18 protein-coding genes and 2 tRNA genes are annotated in these 15,841 nt (G+C 52.3%); 18 read left to right on the top strand and 2 right to left on the bottom strand.

What is annotated here, in order from left to right; translation table 11 throughout:
• Positions 1-13 precede the first annotated feature (13 nt).
• From ruvC to nadA, 13 genes are all read left to right on the top strand, one after another.
• Complete coding sequence (gene ruvC / locus KO508_RS15060; protein ID WP_216009120.1) at positions 14-541, top strand: crossover junction endodeoxyribonuclease RuvC; 528 nt, start codon at positions 14-16, stop codon at positions 539-541.
• Positions 542-571: 30 nt separating this feature from the next.
• Positions 572-1,201 carry a Holliday junction branch migration protein RuvA gene (gene ruvA / locus KO508_RS15055; protein WP_216009119.1) on the top strand — a complete coding sequence of 210 codons (630 nt, stop codon included), beginning with the start codon at positions 572-574 and terminating at the stop codon, positions 1,199-1,201.
• Positions 1,202-1,353: 152 nt separating this feature from the next.
• Positions 1,354-2,391: a Holliday junction branch migration DNA helicase RuvB gene (gene ruvB / locus KO508_RS15050; protein ID WP_216009118.1), complete on the top strand. Its 1,038-nt coding sequence runs from the start codon at positions 1,354-1,356 to the stop codon at positions 2,389-2,391.
• Positions 2,388-2,861 carry a tol-pal system-associated acyl-CoA thioesterase gene (ybgC, locus tag KO508_RS15045; protein ID WP_216009117.1) on the top strand — a complete coding sequence of 158 codons (474 nt, stop codon included), beginning with the start codon at positions 2,388-2,390 and terminating at the stop codon, positions 2,859-2,861. The genes ruvB and ybgC overlap by 4 nt, the downstream gene beginning before the upstream one ends.
• A gap of 3 nt (positions 2,862-2,864) precedes the next feature.
• Entirely contained in the window at positions 2,865-3,554 is a 690-nt protein-coding gene (gene tolQ, locus KO508_RS15040) for a protein TolQ (protein WP_200360961.1), read from the top strand.
• Positions 3,555-3,588: 34 nt separating this feature from the next.
• Positions 3,589-4,035, top strand: coding sequence for a protein TolR (tolR, locus tag KO508_RS15035; protein WP_216009116.1), 447 nt, complete (start codon positions 3,589-3,591; stop codon positions 4,033-4,035).
• Positions 4,036-4,057: 22 nt separating this feature from the next.
• Positions 4,058-5,083, top strand: a complete 1,026-nt coding sequence (gene tolA / locus KO508_RS15030) for a cell envelope integrity protein TolA (protein ID WP_354668043.1) — start codon at positions 4,058-4,060, stop codon at positions 5,081-5,083.
• A gap of 43 nt (positions 5,084-5,126) precedes the next feature.
• On the top strand, positions 5,127-6,413 hold the full coding sequence (tolB, locus tag KO508_RS15025; protein ID WP_252738208.1) for a Tol-Pal system beta propeller repeat protein TolB: 1,287 nt from the start codon (positions 5,127-5,129) through the stop codon (positions 6,411-6,413).
• A gap of 68 nt (positions 6,414-6,481) precedes the next feature.
• A complete protein-coding gene (pal, locus tag KO508_RS15020; protein WP_216009114.1) occupies positions 6,482-7,051 on the top strand; it encodes a peptidoglycan-associated lipoprotein Pal in 570 nt (189 codons plus the stop codon).
• Positions 7,052-7,078: 27 nt separating this feature from the next.
• A complete protein-coding gene (gene ybgF, locus KO508_RS15015; RefSeq protein ID WP_216009113.1) occupies positions 7,079-7,843 on the top strand; it encodes a tol-pal system protein YbgF in 765 nt (254 codons plus the stop codon).
• A gap of 91 nt (positions 7,844-7,934) precedes the next feature.
• Positions 7,935-8,010 (top strand) — tRNA-Lys (locus KO508_RS15010).
• A 73-nt stretch (positions 8,011-8,083) separates the two neighbouring features.
• Positions 8,084-8,159 (top strand) — tRNA-Lys (locus tag KO508_RS15005).
• 247 nt (positions 8,160-8,406) lie between these two features.
• Positions 8,407-9,468: a quinolinate synthase NadA gene (nadA, locus tag KO508_RS15000; RefSeq protein WP_216009112.1), complete on the top strand. Its 1,062-nt coding sequence runs from the start codon at positions 8,407-8,409 to the stop codon at positions 9,466-9,468.
• Between the two features lie 2 nt (positions 9,469-9,470).
• On the opposite strand, the gene KO508_RS14995 is transcribed toward nadA, so the two are convergent.
• Positions 9,471-10,946: a M48 family metalloprotease gene (locus tag KO508_RS14995; protein ID WP_216009111.1), complete on the bottom strand. Its 1,476-nt coding sequence runs from the start codon at positions 10,944-10,946 to the stop codon at positions 9,471-9,473.
• A gap of 160 nt (positions 10,947-11,106) precedes the next feature.
• On the opposite strand from KO508_RS14995, the gene KO508_RS14990 reads away from it, so the two are divergent.
• Positions 11,107-11,334 carry a sulfurtransferase TusA family protein gene (locus KO508_RS14990; RefSeq protein ID WP_216009110.1) on the top strand — a complete coding sequence of 76 codons (228 nt, stop codon included), beginning with the start codon at positions 11,107-11,109 and terminating at the stop codon, positions 11,332-11,334.
• Positions 11,335-11,350: 16 nt separating this feature from the next.
• Positions 11,351-12,430: an AI-2E family transporter gene (locus KO508_RS14985; protein WP_216009109.1), complete on the top strand. Its 1,080-nt coding sequence runs from the start codon at positions 11,351-11,353 to the stop codon at positions 12,428-12,430.
• A gap of 46 nt (positions 12,431-12,476) precedes the next feature.
• On the opposite strand, the gene KO508_RS14980 is transcribed toward KO508_RS14985, so the two are convergent.
• The gene (locus KO508_RS14980) at positions 12,477-12,944 is read right to left on the bottom strand and encodes a peroxiredoxin (protein ID WP_216009108.1); all 468 of its coding nucleotides are present in this window, start codon (positions 12,942-12,944) and stop codon (positions 12,477-12,479) included.
• A 74-nt stretch (positions 12,945-13,018) separates the two neighbouring features.
• Here KO508_RS14980 and dapA point away from each other — a divergent pair, with 74 nt between their 5' ends.
• The 3 genes from dapA to purC are packed head-to-tail and all read left to right on the top strand — an operon-like array spanning position 13,019 to position 15,832.
• Positions 13,019-13,897 carry a 4-hydroxy-tetrahydrodipicolinate synthase gene (gene dapA / locus KO508_RS14975; protein WP_216009107.1) on the top strand — a complete coding sequence of 293 codons (879 nt, stop codon included), beginning with the start codon at positions 13,019-13,021 and terminating at the stop codon, positions 13,895-13,897.
• Positions 13,898-13,944: 47 nt separating this feature from the next.
• Complete coding sequence (bamC, locus tag KO508_RS14970; protein ID WP_216009106.1) at positions 13,945-15,072, top strand: outer membrane protein assembly factor BamC; 1,128 nt, start codon at positions 13,945-13,947, stop codon at positions 15,070-15,072.
• 46 nt (positions 15,073-15,118) lie between these two features.
• Positions 15,119-15,832: a phosphoribosylaminoimidazolesuccinocarboxamide synthase gene (gene purC, locus KO508_RS14965; RefSeq protein ID WP_216009105.1), complete on the top strand. Its 714-nt coding sequence runs from the start codon at positions 15,119-15,121 to the stop codon at positions 15,830-15,832.
• The last annotated feature ends 9 nt before the right edge of the window (positions 15,833-15,841 follow it).

Genomic DNA, 15,841 nt, shown 5'->3' with positions numbered 1-15,841 from the left:
TTAGGGCATTAATGTGGCGATTATTCTGGGTGTCGACCCCGGCTCAAGGATAACCGGATACGGTATTATCCGAGTCGATGGCCGGCACATAGAATATATCGACAGTGGTTGTATCCGCGTGGGCGAAAAGCCCATGGCGGAGCGCCTGAAAATTATTTTCCAAAGCCTCGTGAGCTTGATTGGCGAATACCGACCACAGGAATTTGCTATTGAGCAGGTTTTTATGGCGCGTAATCCGGACTCTGCGCTCAAGCTCGGACAGGCTAGAGGTGCTGCTATTGTCGGCGCTGCAACCAGCGGGCTTACGGTGCATGAATATTCTGCACGGCAAGTAAAGCAAGCCGTGGTGGGCAAAGGTGGTGCCGACAAATCTCAGGTACAGCACATGGTTCAGGTGTTGCTGTCACTTTCTCGCAAACCTCAGGCTGACGCAGCCGATGCCTTGGCCATCGCGTTGTGCCACGCACACATGAATCAGAGCATTCTTCGAGTGGCCGGCAGCACGGGTAAGGCGCGAAGTGGGCGTGTGCGACAACAATAAACTGCTCTGCGGAGCGGCAGGAGGCAATCCTTGATAGGTCGTATCCGAGGTATTCTGGTTGAAAAAACACCGGGGCAGGCATTGGTTGAATGCGGCGGCTTGAGTTACGAAGTTGATATCCCTTTCACTACGTTTTATCACCTGCCGGACCCCGATCAGGAGGTTACCCTTCATACACATTTCGTGGTTCGTGAAGATGCACAAAGCCTGTTCGGCTTTGCATCTCGGCTTGATCGGGATCTGTTTCGTTTGTTGATCAAGGTTAATGGTGTTGGCCCCAAGATGGCTGCCGGTATTCTGTCCGGTCTTGATGCGCAGCAGTTCATTCGTTGTGTGGAGGGGCGGGATATAGCATCTTTGATAAAACTTCCCGGTGTTGGCAAGAAGACTGCAGAGCGCTTGTTGATAGAAATGACAGACCGAATTAAACACCTGGAGGGGCAGTTTATACCTGCCACAGCAGGCATAGACGGTGGTGTCACCGCATCTCCCCAGCTTTCTATTTCCGCTCACAACCCCGCCGATGAAGCAGAGGCAGCGCTTATAGCGCTTGGGTATAAACCTCAGGAGGCCGCCCGGGCAATTAGCAAGGTGGCAGAAGAAGGAATGACCAGCGAGGCGCTTATTCGTTTGGCTTTGCGCAACATGATCCCGGCGTGATGACGCGACTTAGCCTTTTTAGCTTGCTCGGTCGTCTGTATAGCGCCGAACCTGTAGAGAGCGTAACGTGACACGCAGAGGGCTGTTTGTACAATTGGCTAACTTCAGTCTTCACGTGGCAATCTATTGATTCCCTATAAACGGATAAGTACATGATCGAATCCGACCGACTGATTTCAGCCCGGGCCGGTGACAACGAAGAGGTTCAGGATCGAGCTATCCGGCCAACGTTGCTTTCGGAGTATGTGGGGCAGCCCGCGGTGCGGGAACAGATGGATATTTTTATCTCCGCGGCTCGTGGTCGCCGGGAAGCCTTGGATCATGTTCTGATTTTTGGGCCTCCGGGGTTGGGTAAAACCACGCTTGCCAATATTGTTGCTAACGAAATGGGTGTGTCGATAAAGACGACGTCTGGGCCAGTGCTTGAAAAAGCCGGTGATCTTGCGGCGATGCTCACCAACCTGGAAGAGGGTGATGTCCTCTTTATTGATGAGATTCATCGTCTCAGTGCTGTAGTGGAGGAAATACTGTATCCGGCAATGGAAGACTACCAACTCGATATTATGATCGGCGAGGGGCCAGCGGCTCGTTCGATCAAGTTGGATTTGCCGCCCTTTACCTTGGTAGGCGCAACCACTCGTGCTGGTCTGCTTACGTCTCCGCTTAGGGATCGATTCGGCATAGTCCAGCGTCTAGAGTTTTACAATACGGCGGATCTGACTCACATTATTGTTCGTTCCGCGCGGTTGTCAGGTGTTGATATAGATGAGGAAGGTGCATACGAAATAGCGCACCGCTCAAGAGGGACGCCCCGCATAGCCAATCGCCTTTTGCGGCGGGTGAGAGACTACGCAGAAGTGAGAGCCGATGGCCACATTAACGCTGCCATTGCTGATCAGGCTCTGAATATGTTGAAGGTGGACAGTCAGGGCTTTGATCACATGGATCGGCGCTTGCTGCTTGCAATGATTGAAAAATTTGATGGCGGGCCCGTGGGTGTCGAAAGCCTGGCAGCAGCGATCAGTGAAGAGCGCGGAACGATTGAAGACGTTCTTGAGCCTTTCTTGATTCAGCAGGGCTTTATGGTGCGCACGCCTCGCGGTCGCATGGTGACATCACATGCTTACCAGCACTTCGGAATTGTACCGAAGGCTTCGGAGGCCCCGAATGCTGAAGGAGGCGGTCTTTGAGTGACAGCCAAGCTCCTGCAAAATTTGAATGGCCAATTCGCGTTTATATTGAAGATACAGACGCTGGCGGCATTGTTTACCATGCGCGTTACCTGCATTTCATGGAGCGTGCTCGTACCGAGTGGGTTCGAAGCTGCGGAGTTGGTCTTCGGGCTGGGCTGGCTGAAAACATAAGTTATGTAGTGCAGCGGTTGTCCGTTCACTATGCAGTGCCCGCCGTGCTGGATGATGAGATTACCGTTACTGCAGAGCCTGTGGCCTTCGGGCGCGTTTGGATGGATTTTAGGCAGCAGGTTGTGCGGGCAAGAGATGGCAAAACACTGTGTGAAGCGAATGTGAGAGTTGCTTGTATAGCCTTAGATAGCGGGCGGCCAAGACGTTTACCTGAAAACATGCGAGACCTGCTGGCGCAGCATAGCCAGCACCTTCAAAAAGATAACCAAACAAAACACGAAATAACCCAGGAGTAAGTGGTGGATTCGGAACTGTCAGTCTGGAGTCTGATTGCAAATGCCGGTGTGTTGGTTCAGCTGGTCATGTTGTTACTTGCCGCTGCATCGGTGATGTCCTGGGCGCTTATTTTTCAGCGCCTACAGGTTTTTCGCAAAGCCCGTCAGGCCCAGTTGGCGTTTGAGGAGCGCTTTTGGTCAGGCATGGACTTGGGGCAGCTCTATCGCGAAGTAAACGCAGAGCCCACGCCTTTCTCCGGTATGGAAGCTTTGTTCCGGGCCGGGTTTAAAGAATTTTCCAGATTACGTCAGCAAAGCCGTGATGCGGATGCAGTCATGGAGGGCACGCAGCGGGCCATGCGGGTAGCTTTCTCCCGTGAGCAGGAACGCTTGGAAACCCATTTGCCCTTTCTTGCAACCGTGGGCTCTACCAGCCCTTATGTCGGTTTGTTTGGAACCGTTTGGGGCATCATGAACTCGTTCCGCGGCTTGGCGCAGGTTCAGCAGGCAACACTCGCAACCGTGGCTCCCGGCATCTCGGAAGCGCTGATTGCTACAGCCATGGGTTTGTTTGCGGCGATTCCAGCTGTTATCGCTTACAACCGCTTCTCAGCGAAGTCAGATGCATTATTGAAAAATTACGAAACCTTCGCGGAGGAGTTTTCCAGCATTTTGCATCGTCGTGTTCATAGCGCCGAGAAGGGCGCAGCCTGATGGTATTTATGGTTAACAAACGGAGCACGCCGCTATGAAAGGCATGGGGATGATGCCTGAAAATCGGAAGAAGCCGATGTCGGAAATCAACGTTGTTCCGTATATCGACGTGATGCTGGTACTGCTGATTATTTTTATGGTCACCGCGCCTATGCTTACTCAGGGCGTGAAGGTGGACCTTCCTGAAACAGCATCTGACCCGATTCAGGCAGATAAAAATGTGGAATCCATCGTCGTATCGGTAGACTCCAACGGCGCCTATTACGTGGAAGTTGGGGATAAAGGCAGTGACCCCATGCCTCTGGCTGAGGTTCGTGCTCAGGTTGCAAAAATACTGTCCCAAAGATCATCCGGCGATATTTTGGTGCGTGGCGATGAGAACGTTGATTACGGCACTGTGGTTCGTTTGATGGCGGCTCTTCAGGGTGCAGGGGCAACCAGTATTGGCCTGATTACCGATACGGCCCCGGACGAAACGTGATATCAGAGCAGGAAAAATTGTTGTGACAGGTCAGGAGCGGGAATATACCAGCACCGGAGTGCCGCCCTGGAAATCGCCCTTCGCGATTTCTGTGGCTTTGCACCTGCTCATTGCGGGCGTCGCTCTGGCGGGCTGGTCGTGGTCGTCTCCTGTCCACGAACCGCCCCCCAGCAGTATTTCTGCGCGCCTTATTACCCAGCAAAAACCGGAGCCGAGCCCGGTTGTTGATCCGGTAGATCAGCCGGATCAAGAGCAAGAGCGCAAAGAGCTGGAAAAACAGAAGCAGGCTGAAGCGCAAAAGCGTCAGAACGAAGAAAAGGCTCGGAAGGCGGAGGAGCAGAAAAAACGCGAAGAAGCCAAGCGTAAAGCTGAAGAGCAAGAGCGCAAGCGCGAACAAGCCAAGGCGGAAGAGCTAAAAGAAAAAAAAGCGCGTGAGGCAGAAGAGGCTGCACGGCAGAAAGCAGAAGCGGAAGCAAGAGAGCGTGAACGTCGCAAGGCAGAAGCGGAAGCTGAAAAGCAGCGCCAGCAAGAAGCCAAGCGTAAGGCGGAGGAGGAAAAACGTCGTCAGGAAGAGCAGCGTAAGCGCGAAGAAACTGAACGTAAGAAACAGGAAGAACGGGCCCGTAAGGAAGCCGAGCGTCGGCTTCAAGAGCAGCAGCTCGAAGCTCAGGCGGAGCAGGCTAGAAAAGCCCGTGCGGATGAAGCGCAACGTAGAGAGCGAGCGGCAGCGGCAAAAGCCCGCGAATCCCAGATGTTGTCTGAGAGCCAGAAATATCAGGGGCTGATTCGTGAGAGACTTAGCCAAGCCTGGTATCCACCTTCTTCAGCGACGGAAGACATGACAGCCCGCTTGCAGATTACCTTGCTTCCAACGGGCGAACTGGCCAGTGTAAAACTGGTTGCCAGTAGCGGAAATACCGCGTTCGATAACTCGGCACTGAGTGCAGTCAGATCGCTGAACCGGTACCCGGTACCCTCTGAGCGGGACACATTTGAAACCTATTTCCGCCAGTTTACGATTGAATTCAATCCTCGAAGGTTGAGATAAGGATGCGGGTGACACCATGAAGCAGATAATTTCGTTCAGCCTAATGAAGGCTACTCTTGCAGCGGTCGCCTTCATGTTTACGGCGGTTACCAGCGCTCAGGCTGAACTGCTGATTCGTATTACAGAAGGGGCGGACTCCGCAATTCCGGTTTCTGTGGTGCCTTTTGCAGAAAACGGCAGCATGCCTGCTGGAGACAAACTGAGCAGCATTGTGCAGGCGGATTTGGCAATGAGCGGCGAGTTTCGCCCCTTGCCTCCCGAGAAAATGCTAAGCCTTCCCTCGAAGCGCTCTGATGTGTATTTCCGAGACTGGCGCATGCTTGGTCAGCGTTATGTTTTGGTAGGCGAGTTAACCCGTAACGGCGACAGGGTGCAGGCTCGATATGAGTTATTCGATGTCAATCGTGAAGAACGCATTCTTGGTGAAACCGCTGCCGCGCCTGCATCTAATATTCGCTCTTTAGCGCATCATGTAAGCGATAAGGTCTATGAGGCGATTACCGGCGTTCCCGGAGCGTTTTCTACCAAATTGGCTTATGTAACGCTTCAGAGAGCAAATGGAAAAGCGCTCTACCGGTTGCAGGTAAGCGACATTGACGGCAAGCGAGCGGGAATTCGTTTGGAAAGCAAAGAGCCTATTTTGTCTCCCGCTTGGTCACCGAATGGCAAAAAGCTGGCCTATGTGTCGTTTGAAACGGGTAAGCCAGCTATTTTTGTCCACCAGCTTAGCTCGGGAGAGCGCACGAAAGTTGCGGATTTCCCCGGTTTGAACTCGGCACCTACCTGGTCTGCCGACGGGCAATCACTACTAATGACTTTGTCCAAAGATGGTAATGCTGAGATTTATCAGATGAACCTGCAATCCCGCAAGGTTACGAAGCTCACGAACCACTGGGCGATAGATACTGAGGCCGCTTGGGACAGTGCGGGCGCGGGGATCTTCTTTACATCGGATCGTTCAGGCGGGCCGCAGATTTACTACATGGAAAAACCGGGCGCCGAGCCGCGGCGCTTAACTTTTGGCAGCCGCTATAATGCTCGTCCGCGCCCAGATAGCGCAGGGAAATATGTGTATTACGTTCATCAGCGCGATAGGGCCTTCACTATTGCTCGTACAAACCTCGAAAGCGGTGACGAAACAGTTCTCACACGCACAGAATCCGATGAGTCTCCGAGTGTGTCGCCTAACGGGCGCATGTTGATTTACGCTACTAAACAGAACGGTGAAAGCATACTGACTGTTATCTCCGCAGACGGTGGTGCGGCGTATAGTCTTCCTGCATCGGAAGGCGACGTCCGTGACCCGGCCTGGGGGCCAATTGTTCGGTAGCCGGCGGGTGTGAGAGCACCTGTCGGAAACGGCAAGAATTTACGTCAACCAACGAAAAGGAATGAAATATGAAATTGTCAGCTCCAGCAAAAGTAATTGCACTGTTGTTTTCGGTAGGCCTGGTTGCCGGTTGTAGTACAACTGGTGAGAACATGGAAGATGGCGGTTATGGCTCCGATGTTGAGCCTATTGATCAAGATGGTGGTTCTACCGTGTATGGCGGTGGCGATCAGGATGGTATTTCTTCGTCCTCGATGACCGAAGAAGAGCGTATGGAAATCCAGAAGCAAACCGAACAGCAAGCCCTGCGCGAAGTGACGATTTTCTATTTTGATTTCGATACGTCCGAAATCAAACCGGAAGCCCGTGACGTGCTCATGGCCCACGCCCGTTATTTGTCCAACAACCCGGGTCAGAAAGTGCGCCTTGAGGGTCACGGTGACGAACGTGGCTCCAAGGAGTATAACCTGGCACTTGGCGAGCGCCGTGCCAATGCGGTTCAGCGCTTCCTGATTGTGAATGGTGCTTCACGGGGCCAAATGGAAACCGTAAGCTATGGTGAAGAGAAACCGGCGGTTATGGGCTCGTCAGAGAGTGCATGGGCACAGAATCGCCGTGTGGAGCTCGTTTTCGAGTAAACGCACATACAACATCAGGTTAAGCCCATGAGAAAACAGCTCATGGCGGCAGTGATGTTTCCGCTTGCCCTCGGGCAGGCGGGAATTGCGCTGGCGCAATCATCTACGCCCGCTTTCCAAAGCAATGCCTCAGAAGCCCAACGTAAGGCCAACACGAATCAGGCTACGTCTGAGCTCTTCTATATGATCCAGCAATTGCAGGGCGAGGTCCGCAGACTACAGGGAGAGTCGGAAGAGCAGAGGCACCTAATCAAGCGGTTGCAGGATCAGGGCCGGGATCGCTATATCGACTTGGATCAGCGCATTCTCGATCTATCAGAGAAAGTGTCTGCGCAACCACCGGCTGCCGGGCCAACAGCAGGAGATGCTGGCGCCGGTAAGCGCGCAACAGAAATCCGTGAATATCGCCAGCCCAGTGCCGAAGAGCGTAAGGCATACAAGGCTATTCAAGACCTGATCCATAGCCAAAAGAACTACGACGAAGCGATCAGCCGCATCTACGAGTTTTTAGATAAGTATCCCGAAGGGGATCTGACGGTGAACGCCTACTACTGGCTTGGTGAGGTTTATCTTGTGAAGCCGCAACTTGAGCAGGCGCGCCAAGCCTTCTCCATTGTTGCAACACGTTACGGGGACCACCGTAAAGCGCCAGACGCTGGTTACAAGCTGGGCATCGCGCTTGATCGCCTTGATAAGAAAGCCGAAGCGCACCGGCAAATGGAGCAGGTTGTGAGTGACTACCCTGAAAGTTCTGCAGCCGGACTTGCCCGGAAATATTTGAACACTAATTAGGGCGGAAACACGGCGATTCGTAAAAATATTAAAAACATGGCGTGAAAGGGTTGATCGTCAGAGAAAAATCATTACTATATGCGCCTCGCTTGGGTCGTTAGCTCAGTTGGTAGAGCAGTTGGCTTTTAACCAATTGGTCGATGGTTCGAATCCATCACGACCCACCATATTCGATATTTCGGGGCAGTTGCTGAGCCGCTCCGGAATCGATCAGGGTCCCGGCACTGGTCACAAGTTTTTGGGTCGTTAGCTCAGTTGGTAGAGCAGTTGGCTTTTAACCAATTGGTCGATGGTTCGAATCCATCACGACCCACCATTATTAGTTGTTGAAGGTCTGTAATTAGAGTTAAAGCTTAAGGGGCTGCAGAGATGCAGTCCTTTTTTTTTGGTTTGCGGTTTTGCTCCAGATAAAACAGTCTCCCCGAGTCTCGGTATAGTCCGTAAAGCGCTATTGGTGTTTGAAATGATATACTCGAACACAGAGTGTAATCGGCTGACAGTAACTGGTGCCTAGTAATTGCTGGTTATTGCTAGCAGTTGAGAGAAATTGAGAGTATCCGTACATGACTAAAGCTGAAGACCGAATTCTTGTTCAGGAACACCTGGCTCACGCAGCTGAGCCCAAGCCGCTCAGTGCAGACGAGAAGGCGCGGCTCGAAAGCCGTATCAAGGCTGTCCTCAAGGAAAAAGACGCTGTACTTGTGGCGCATTACTACACAGATCCAGATATCCAGCGCCTTGCGGAAGAAACCGGTGGCTGTGTGGCAGACTCGCTCGAAATGGCGCGCTTCGGGAACCAACACCCCGCCTCAACGGTTGTTGTGGCTGGCGTTAGGTTCATGGGTGAAACCGCTAAGATTCTGAACCCAGAAAAGCGCGTTCTGATGCCAACACTGGAGGCAACTTGCTCTTTGGATGTGGGCTGCCCTGCAGACGAGTTTAAAGCCTTCTGCGACGAACACAGTGATCGAACCGTGGTGGTGTATGCCAACACATCTGCCGCTGTAAAAGCGCGTGCGGACTGGGTCGTAACGTCTAGTTGCGCTGAAGCTATAGTGGAAGATCTAGACGCGCGAGGGCAGAAGATCCTGTGGGCCCCAGATAAGCATCTTGGCCATTACGTGCAGAAAACCACTGGGGCCGACATGTTGCTATGGGATGGCTCTTGCATTGTGCATGAAGAATTTAAGCATCGTGGTCTGGAAGATCTTAAAGCGCTGTATCCAAATGCCGCCATTCTGGTTCATCCTGAATCCCCCAATGCTGTCGTAGAACTGGCCGATGTTGTCGGCTCTACCTCCCAGTTGATTCACGCAGTGCAGACATTGCCGAATCAGGAGTTCATTGTCGCCACGGATAACGGCATCTTCTACAAAATGCAGCAACTGGCACCCAATAAAACGCTTATTGAGGCGCCAACAGCCGGTAACGGCGCTACGTGCCGCAGCTGCGCGCAATGCCCATGGATGGCAATGAACGGTCTGGAAAACCTTTTGCGTGTGATTGAGCAGGGGGATCAAGAAGTGTTTGTGGACCCCGAAACCCGTGAGGCTGCTCTCAGGCCTCTGCGGCGTATGTTGGACTTTACCGCAGGGGTGAACCTGAAAGCAGCAGGCAACGCCTGATTTTAGTTGTTTCTGTGCGCTTGTAGGCGGCTGGTGATTTCGCCCAGCCGCTCACTTACCACCTGTCGCTGGGCAGACCCTGCGGGCAGTTTCTCCTGAGCCTGTCTGAGCTGTCTCTGGGCGGATTCTAAATCCCCCATTAGTGCGTCGTATTCTGCCCGAGCGCGATGAACTCCCACTATGTTTCTAGCCATGCCTTCGGCTTCCGCCAGTCGCAGCCATAGATATTCCTGCTGCGGCATTCTACGTGTAAGTTGGTTGAGGTATTCGGCTGCTTGAGTGCCGTTACCCGCAGCGATTTCCACGTCAGCAAGGGTTGAGGTTATAGGGTAGTTGCCCGGGTTTCTGCTTAAAGCGTCTTTAAGTATGGAGCGTGCGTCATCCAGCTTGTTCTGCTGAATCCTTATCTCAGCCAACGTTACCTGAAGAGTAATTCGACCGGGGTTGCTTGCTAGTAGCTCGCTGATAATGTCGGTCGCTTGTTCGAGCTGCTTATTGTTCAGATAGGCGAAGGCTAATCCGTAACGAATGGCTTCATTGCTTTGGGCGTCGGGCTTGTTCAAATAACCTTCGAATATATCCACTGCAATCTCTGGTGACGCTGCGTAATGCACTTGCAACCGGCTTCGGATTAGGTGGTATTCCTGACCGTCCCGAATGGTTTTCTCTGGGTACTGCTCTGCGCGGTTGCGGGTGTCGGCTACACGGCTTTGGGTCAGTGGGTGGGTCGATAGGTACTCGGGTAAGTTGTTTCCCTGTAGCCGGTTCTGGCGCATCATAATCTCGAACATTTCGGGCATGCCGCGCGGATCCATGCCAGCGGTAGCCAGAATGTCCAATCCAACACGGTCAGCTTCTTGCTCATGGGAGCGGCTGTAGGCCAGCATATTTTGTATCGCCAGCGCCTGAGTGCCGGCAATGGCGGCAATGCCAATGTCGGATTGGGTTACCGCAGACAGTACAATGCCTGCAATCATTCCAGCAAGAGTCAGAGGTGCACTGTTTTCCTGTTGTTCTAGGCGGCGCGCAAAATGCCGCTGGCTGAGGTGGGCGAGTTCGTGGGCAAGTACAGATGCAAACTGCTGCTCCGTGGCCGCATTCAGAAATAGCCCTCCATTGATGCCTACAATCCCTCCCGGTACGGCAAAAGCGTTGAGAGTAGGGCTGTCAATAAGTGTAAGGGTTATGTCGCGATTTTCCAGAGGTGCGGAAGGCACAAGTCGGTAAATAATGGCGCTGAGGTAATCATAAACCAGTGGGTCTGTAATGCGCGGTGCAGACCGGCGAATCGAAACCATAACCTGCTGCCCAATGTCACTTTCCTTTTGCCCGGAAATAAGTCCGCCTCCGGTTCCTCCAATATTTGGCAGGTTGGCGTCTTGAGCTCTTGGCGCTGGGCTTAATGTCAGCGAAAAAGCCAAAGTGAACGCTAGAGAGAGAGTTCGGTAACAGCAAAATCTGGTCAGAACGTAATTCATGTAGTGCGCTAAGCTCCTGATTCGAACTGCTACTGTGACAAAAAATGTTGCGAAAAAGTCCTGAACTGCTCATTAATAGTTATTGTGATGCAATACAGTATTGCTGGGGGCATAATGCCGCCTTGCGAATTTAATGTCGTGTGATGGTGCACCTTACTTTATGTCTGATCGAATATTGGACGCATCTGGGCTTCGCTGCCCAATGCCTCTACTGAAAACCAAACTGGAGCTCAACAGCATGTCACCCGGTGAAAAGCTTGAGGTGATTGCCACGGATGCGGGCTCCGCTCGCGATATCCCAGCATTTCTGGAGTTGTCCCGCCACCGCTTGGTGAACTCCGCAGAAACTGATGGCCACTTTCGGTTTGTGATAGAGTGCGGCGGTTAATTCTCCGGAGTCCTTGATGTTCAGAATTTTACGCGGTCTTGCACACAAATACTTTTCAGATGAAGAAGCCGTCATCCTTTTCTTGATTCTGGTGACGGGCACTTTTTTCATCATATGGTTCGGTGCCATGTTAGCGCCCGCTATCGCGTCGCTTATTGTCGCCTTTATTCTGCAAGGATTGGTTTCCCGCCTCAACGCCCTTGGTGTTCCCGAGGGCATTGCTATAGTCGGTGTGTTTCTGGTGTTCCTCGGCGTACTGGTGGGATTTATTTTCGTTCTTCTGCCGCTTATCTGGACTCAGGTCAGCACCCTTGCAGGCGAGGCACCCCGAATTATTGGTCAGTTGCAGTCTTATCTTGAACTGCTGCCAGAAGAATACCCTCATATTATCTCGGCTGAGTCTGTGCGTGGCCTCTATCAGCAAGTAAATACAGAAGTAGGGCACATGACTCAGTGGCTCGTGTCTTTTTCTTTGTCGAGCATTCCAGACCTCGTCGCTTTGCTTATCTACATGGTGCTGGTGCCAATTCTCGTGTTCTTTTTCCTGAAAGATCGTGAAGTCCTGCTTGGTGCTATTTCCAGATTATTGCCGCCCCAACGACCGATGATGCTGCAAATATGGCATGAGGTGAATCTACAATGCGCGAACTACGTTCGCGGGAAGGCGGTTGAAATCCTGATAGTGGGCGGAGCCACCTATGTCGCGTTCAAGCTTTTGGGTGTGCCCTATGCCGCGCTTCTGTCTCTTCTCGTAGGCCTCAGCGTCGTCATTCCGTACATTGGTGCAGCTGTGGTGACGATTCCGGTCGCCGTAATTGCGCTGTTTGCCTTCGGGTGGGGTAGTCACTTTATCTGGGTGATGGTGATATACGGTGTTATTCAGGCGCTGGACGGCAACGTGCTCGTTCCTGTGCTGTTCTCAGAGGTGAACAACCTGCACCCCGTTGTGATCATCATTTCGGTGTTGTTCTTCGGTGGTATTTGGGGCCTGTGGGGTGTTTTCTTTGCCATTCCGCTGGCCACTATGTTTAAGGCTGTATTCTTTGCCTGGCCGGTGAAGGCGACTGCTTCCCCCACCGCGCCAGACCAAGTGTAACTGCGCTACTTTGCTCTCAATCTGGTATCAAATACAGCGTTTTGCTTCAGAGCGCCTTTACAGCAGCGAGTACTTCCTCAACGTGCTCGGGTACTTTTACGCTGCGCCATTCTTTACGCAACACGCCTTCCTGATCAATCAGGAAGGTGCTGCGATCAATGCCCATATATTCTTTCCCGTATAACTTTTTGAGCTTGATAACGCCGAAAAGCTCGCAGAGCGCTTCGTCTTTGTCGGAAATAAGGTGAAATGGGAAATCGAATTTTTTGCGGAAGTTCTCGTGTGCTTTGAGCCCGTCTCGAGACACCCCGAAAATTTCTGTATCCAACTCGGTAAAGGCTTTCATGTTGTCCCGAAAGTCCTGTCCTTCAGTCGTACAGCCCGGTGTGTTGTCTTTCGGATAGAAATAAATAACCACATTTTTGCCGCGTAAATCCGCCAGACGGACGGTTTGGTCGCCTGTTGCGGCGGCTTCAAAGTCCGGTACTTGCTTGTTCACTTCAACAGATGACATGACATCTCCTTTAATTCCCTTGTGTCAGTTCGTGCCCAACATTACCATATCCGTTTTATTCGGACGGAGCTTTTATGATTACGGGTAGCCTTGTCGCACTGGTCACGCCCATGCATCCAAACGGTGACATTCACTGGGAGCATCTGGACAAACTGGTGGACTTTCATTTGGATAACGGTACTAACGGTATCGTTGCTGTGGGAACCACCGGCGAATCCGCAACGCTCGATCAGCAAGAGCACTGCCGGGTAATTGGTTATATCATCAAACGCGTGAACGGGCGGATCCCTGTTATTGCTGGCACCGGCGGTAACAGCACGCGCGAAGCTATTTATCTGACAACCGAGGCGCATAAGCTAGGTGCAGATGCCTGCCTGTTGGTAGTGCCTTACTACAATAAGCCGACTCAGGAAGGGCTTTACCAGCACTTCAAAGCAATCGCAGAGGCGGTGCCGGGCATGAGCCAGATGCTCTATAACGTACCGGGGCGTACCGCTTGCGATATGCTCAATGAAACCGTACTGCGTCTTGCTGATATTCCCAACATTGTTGCCATCAAAGATGCCACGGGCAACATCCCTCGTGGTGCGGAGCTTATAGAAGCTCTTGATGGTCGTCTTGCGGTCTACTCCGGGGATGACGCCACAGCGGCTGAGCTCATGCTTGCAGGCGCGAAGGGTAATGTGTCCGTTACTGCAAACGTCGCACCTAAAGGTATGGCCGACCTATGCGCAGCAGCCATTGCAGGTAACCGGGAAGAGACGGAACGCCTGAACGAGCTTTTGATGCCGTTGAATCGCAAATTATTCCTTGAGGCGAATCCAATACCGGTTAAGTGGGCGCTTCAGCGTATGGACATGATCGGCGAGGGCATACGCCTGCCATTGACTCAGTTCAGTGAAAAATTCCACGGTGAGCTGGAAGAAGCGATGAAAGCCTCGGGTGTGCTCTGAGTTTGTTGATACCAACCGTGAAACAGTCCCAAACAGAGAGTAGGCCGATGCCGGTTCTTTCAGGAACCCGTAATGTTTTTGCATTTCGACATGTAGTGGTAGCGTCTGGGCTGTTGCTGACCGTTGCAACGTCTGGCTGCAGCCTGATGGAGGATCGCTCTGAGCGATACCTGAGTGAAGAAGAAGGTGACCAGCTGGTTCTTCCGGAAACAGCCGACACTTCGCGTTTTACTCAGGTAATGCCTATTCGGCAAGTAAAGCCCGCGGACTCCAGCAAAATGTATCCGTCTGATCTTCCTCGCCCTCCCGATATGACATCGGAAATTCTCGAAGAGAATTATGTGGTTGAAGAATTGGACGGACGCGCATGGTTGTTGGTAAACGATGTGCCGGGGCGGATATGGCCTGTCGTAACGGCTTATATGAACGAGCAAGGCTTGGGCGTGGCCTATGACAACCCTCAGTTGGGCCTGCTGCAAAGTGATCTGGCTAATTTCAGCGTGCGTGCGCGTGAAATTCTAGAGCTTTCTAGCACACCAATTGACGCAACTGCAGCTGAGCCGAAAGCGATTTTGCAGGTTCGCATAGCGCCCGGCGTTCGTCGTAAAACCACTGAAATTCAACTGCGTAAGCTTACCTCGAAAGGAAGTGCAGAGGAAAACGCTGCGTGGCCGGGAGAGCTAATTTCATGGCGCGGAATTTCTGATCCGTCCGCAGATCAGTTGAGTCTACAGAAGCGCCTACTCGCTGACTTAGGTGAGTTCATGAAAGCCCGTGAAGAGAGCAAGTCCTTTTCCCGTGCCGCTTCGGTGATGGTGGCTAAGCCATTAGTAAAGCTTGTATCGGAAAATGATAAGGCGCAGTCCATCCGCATGGACCTTGATTATGGTCGTTCCTGGGCCGAGGTAAACCGTGCCTTGAGCGAGTCGGATACTAGGGTACTGGACTTGAATCGCAGCGAAGGCTGGTTCTATGTAGATTTCCGCACCGCCGATGAGCGCGACCCAGGCTGGTTCAGTTGGTTTAGCAATAAAGAAGAGCCTCGCCATACCCATACGATTAGTCTGACGAGGGGAGAGGGTCAGGTTCAGGTTACGGCTGAAACGGCTGAGGATTACAGCGGTGAGAAGCGTGCTGAGGATTTACTGACACAGCTGTTTGATTACCTATACTGATTAAAGGGGTGCCTGCCGTGCAGGCCTCCGTTTCGGAGACTTACTGATGGAAAAACGCGAAGAACTCTACGCAGGCAAGGCCAAATCCGTATTTCGCACTGACGACCCGGAGCGATTTGTTCTTGTCTTCCGCGACGATACCTCGGCGTTTGATGGTGAAAAGAAAGAGCAACTTAACCGAAAAGGTATGGTGAACAACCGTTTTAATGCGTTCATCATGGACAAACTGGAAGCGGCCGGTGTGCCGACACACCACGAAGGCTTGCTGTCTGCAACCGAGTCACTGGTTAAAAAGCTCGATATGATTCCAGTGGAATGTGTTGTGCGTAATGTATCTGCGGGCAGCCTGTGTCGTCGTCTGGGCGTGGAAGAAGGGCTAGAACTCAACCCGCCGACCTATGAGCTGTTCCTCAAGAACGACGCGCTGCACGACCCAATGGTGAACGAATCCTTGGCCGTTAGTTTTAATTGGGCCACTGAAGCCGAACTGACGCGGATGAAAGAGTTGACCTACAAGGTAAACGGCGTGCTGAAAAACCTATTTGATGAAGCCGGAATGTTACTGGTGGATTACAAACTGGAGTTCGGTCGCAGCGGCGATGAGATTGTACTAGGCGACGAGTTTAGTCCCGACGGTTGCCGGATATGGGATAAAGAAACCCGAAAGAAAATGGACAAAGACCGCTTCCGGCAAGGTCTGGGCAATGTTATCGAGACCTATGAAGAAGTGGGTCGCCGCATTGGAATCAACTTCGACTGATTATTGGCC

It is taken from the genome of Marinobacter salexigens, from assembly GCF_018860765.1.
Lineage (GTDB): Bacteria > Pseudomonadota > Gammaproteobacteria > Pseudomonadales > Oleiphilaceae > Marinobacter > Marinobacter salexigens_A.
Note: the sequence above shows the minus strand (reverse complement) of the source record. Positions and strands in the feature narration are given on the sequence as shown.

What these genes read in the sequence shown, in the direction of transcription:
- pal (WP_216009114.1), top strand. Translation starts at nt 6,482, where the DNA reads ATGAAATTGTCAGCTCCAGCAAAAGTAATTGCACTGTTGTTTTCGGTA.
- KO508_RS14995 (WP_216009111.1), bottom strand. Translation starts at nt 10,946, where the DNA reads ATGAATTACGTTCTGACCAGATTTTGCTGTTACCGAACTCTCTCTCTA.
- dapA (WP_216009107.1), top strand. Translation starts at nt 13,019, where the DNA reads ATGATTACGGGTAGCCTTGTCGCACTGGTCACGCCCATGCATCCAAAC.
- KO508_RS14990 (WP_216009110.1), top strand. Translation starts at nt 11,107, where the DNA reads ATGTCTGATCGAATATTGGACGCATCTGGGCTTCGCTGCCCAATGCCT.
- tolB (WP_252738208.1), top strand. Translation starts at nt 5,127, where the DNA reads ATGAAGGCTACTCTTGCAGCGGTCGCCTTCATGTTTACGGCGGTTACC.
- bamC (WP_216009106.1), top strand. Translation starts at nt 13,945, where the DNA reads ATGCCGGTTCTTTCAGGAACCCGTAATGTTTTTGCATTTCGACATGTA.
- ruvB (WP_216009118.1), top strand. Translation starts at nt 1,354, where the DNA reads ATGATCGAATCCGACCGACTGATTTCAGCCCGGGCCGGTGACAACGAA.
- tolR (WP_216009116.1), top strand. Translation starts at nt 3,589, where the DNA reads ATGAAAGGCATGGGGATGATGCCTGAAAATCGGAAGAAGCCGATGTCG.
- ybgF (WP_216009113.1), top strand. Translation starts at nt 7,079, where the DNA reads ATGAGAAAACAGCTCATGGCGGCAGTGATGTTTCCGCTTGCCCTCGGG.
- KO508_RS14985 (WP_216009109.1), top strand. Translation starts at nt 11,351, where the DNA reads ATGTTCAGAATTTTACGCGGTCTTGCACACAAATACTTTTCAGATGAA.
- KO508_RS14980 (WP_216009108.1), bottom strand. Translation starts at nt 12,944, where the DNA reads ATGTCATCTGTTGAAGTGAACAAGCAAGTACCGGACTTTGAAGCCGCC.
- purC (WP_216009105.1), top strand. Translation starts at nt 15,119, where the DNA reads ATGGAAAAACGCGAAGAACTCTACGCAGGCAAGGCCAAATCCGTATTT.
- nadA (WP_216009112.1), top strand. Translation starts at nt 8,407, where the DNA reads ATGACTAAAGCTGAAGACCGAATTCTTGTTCAGGAACACCTGGCTCAC.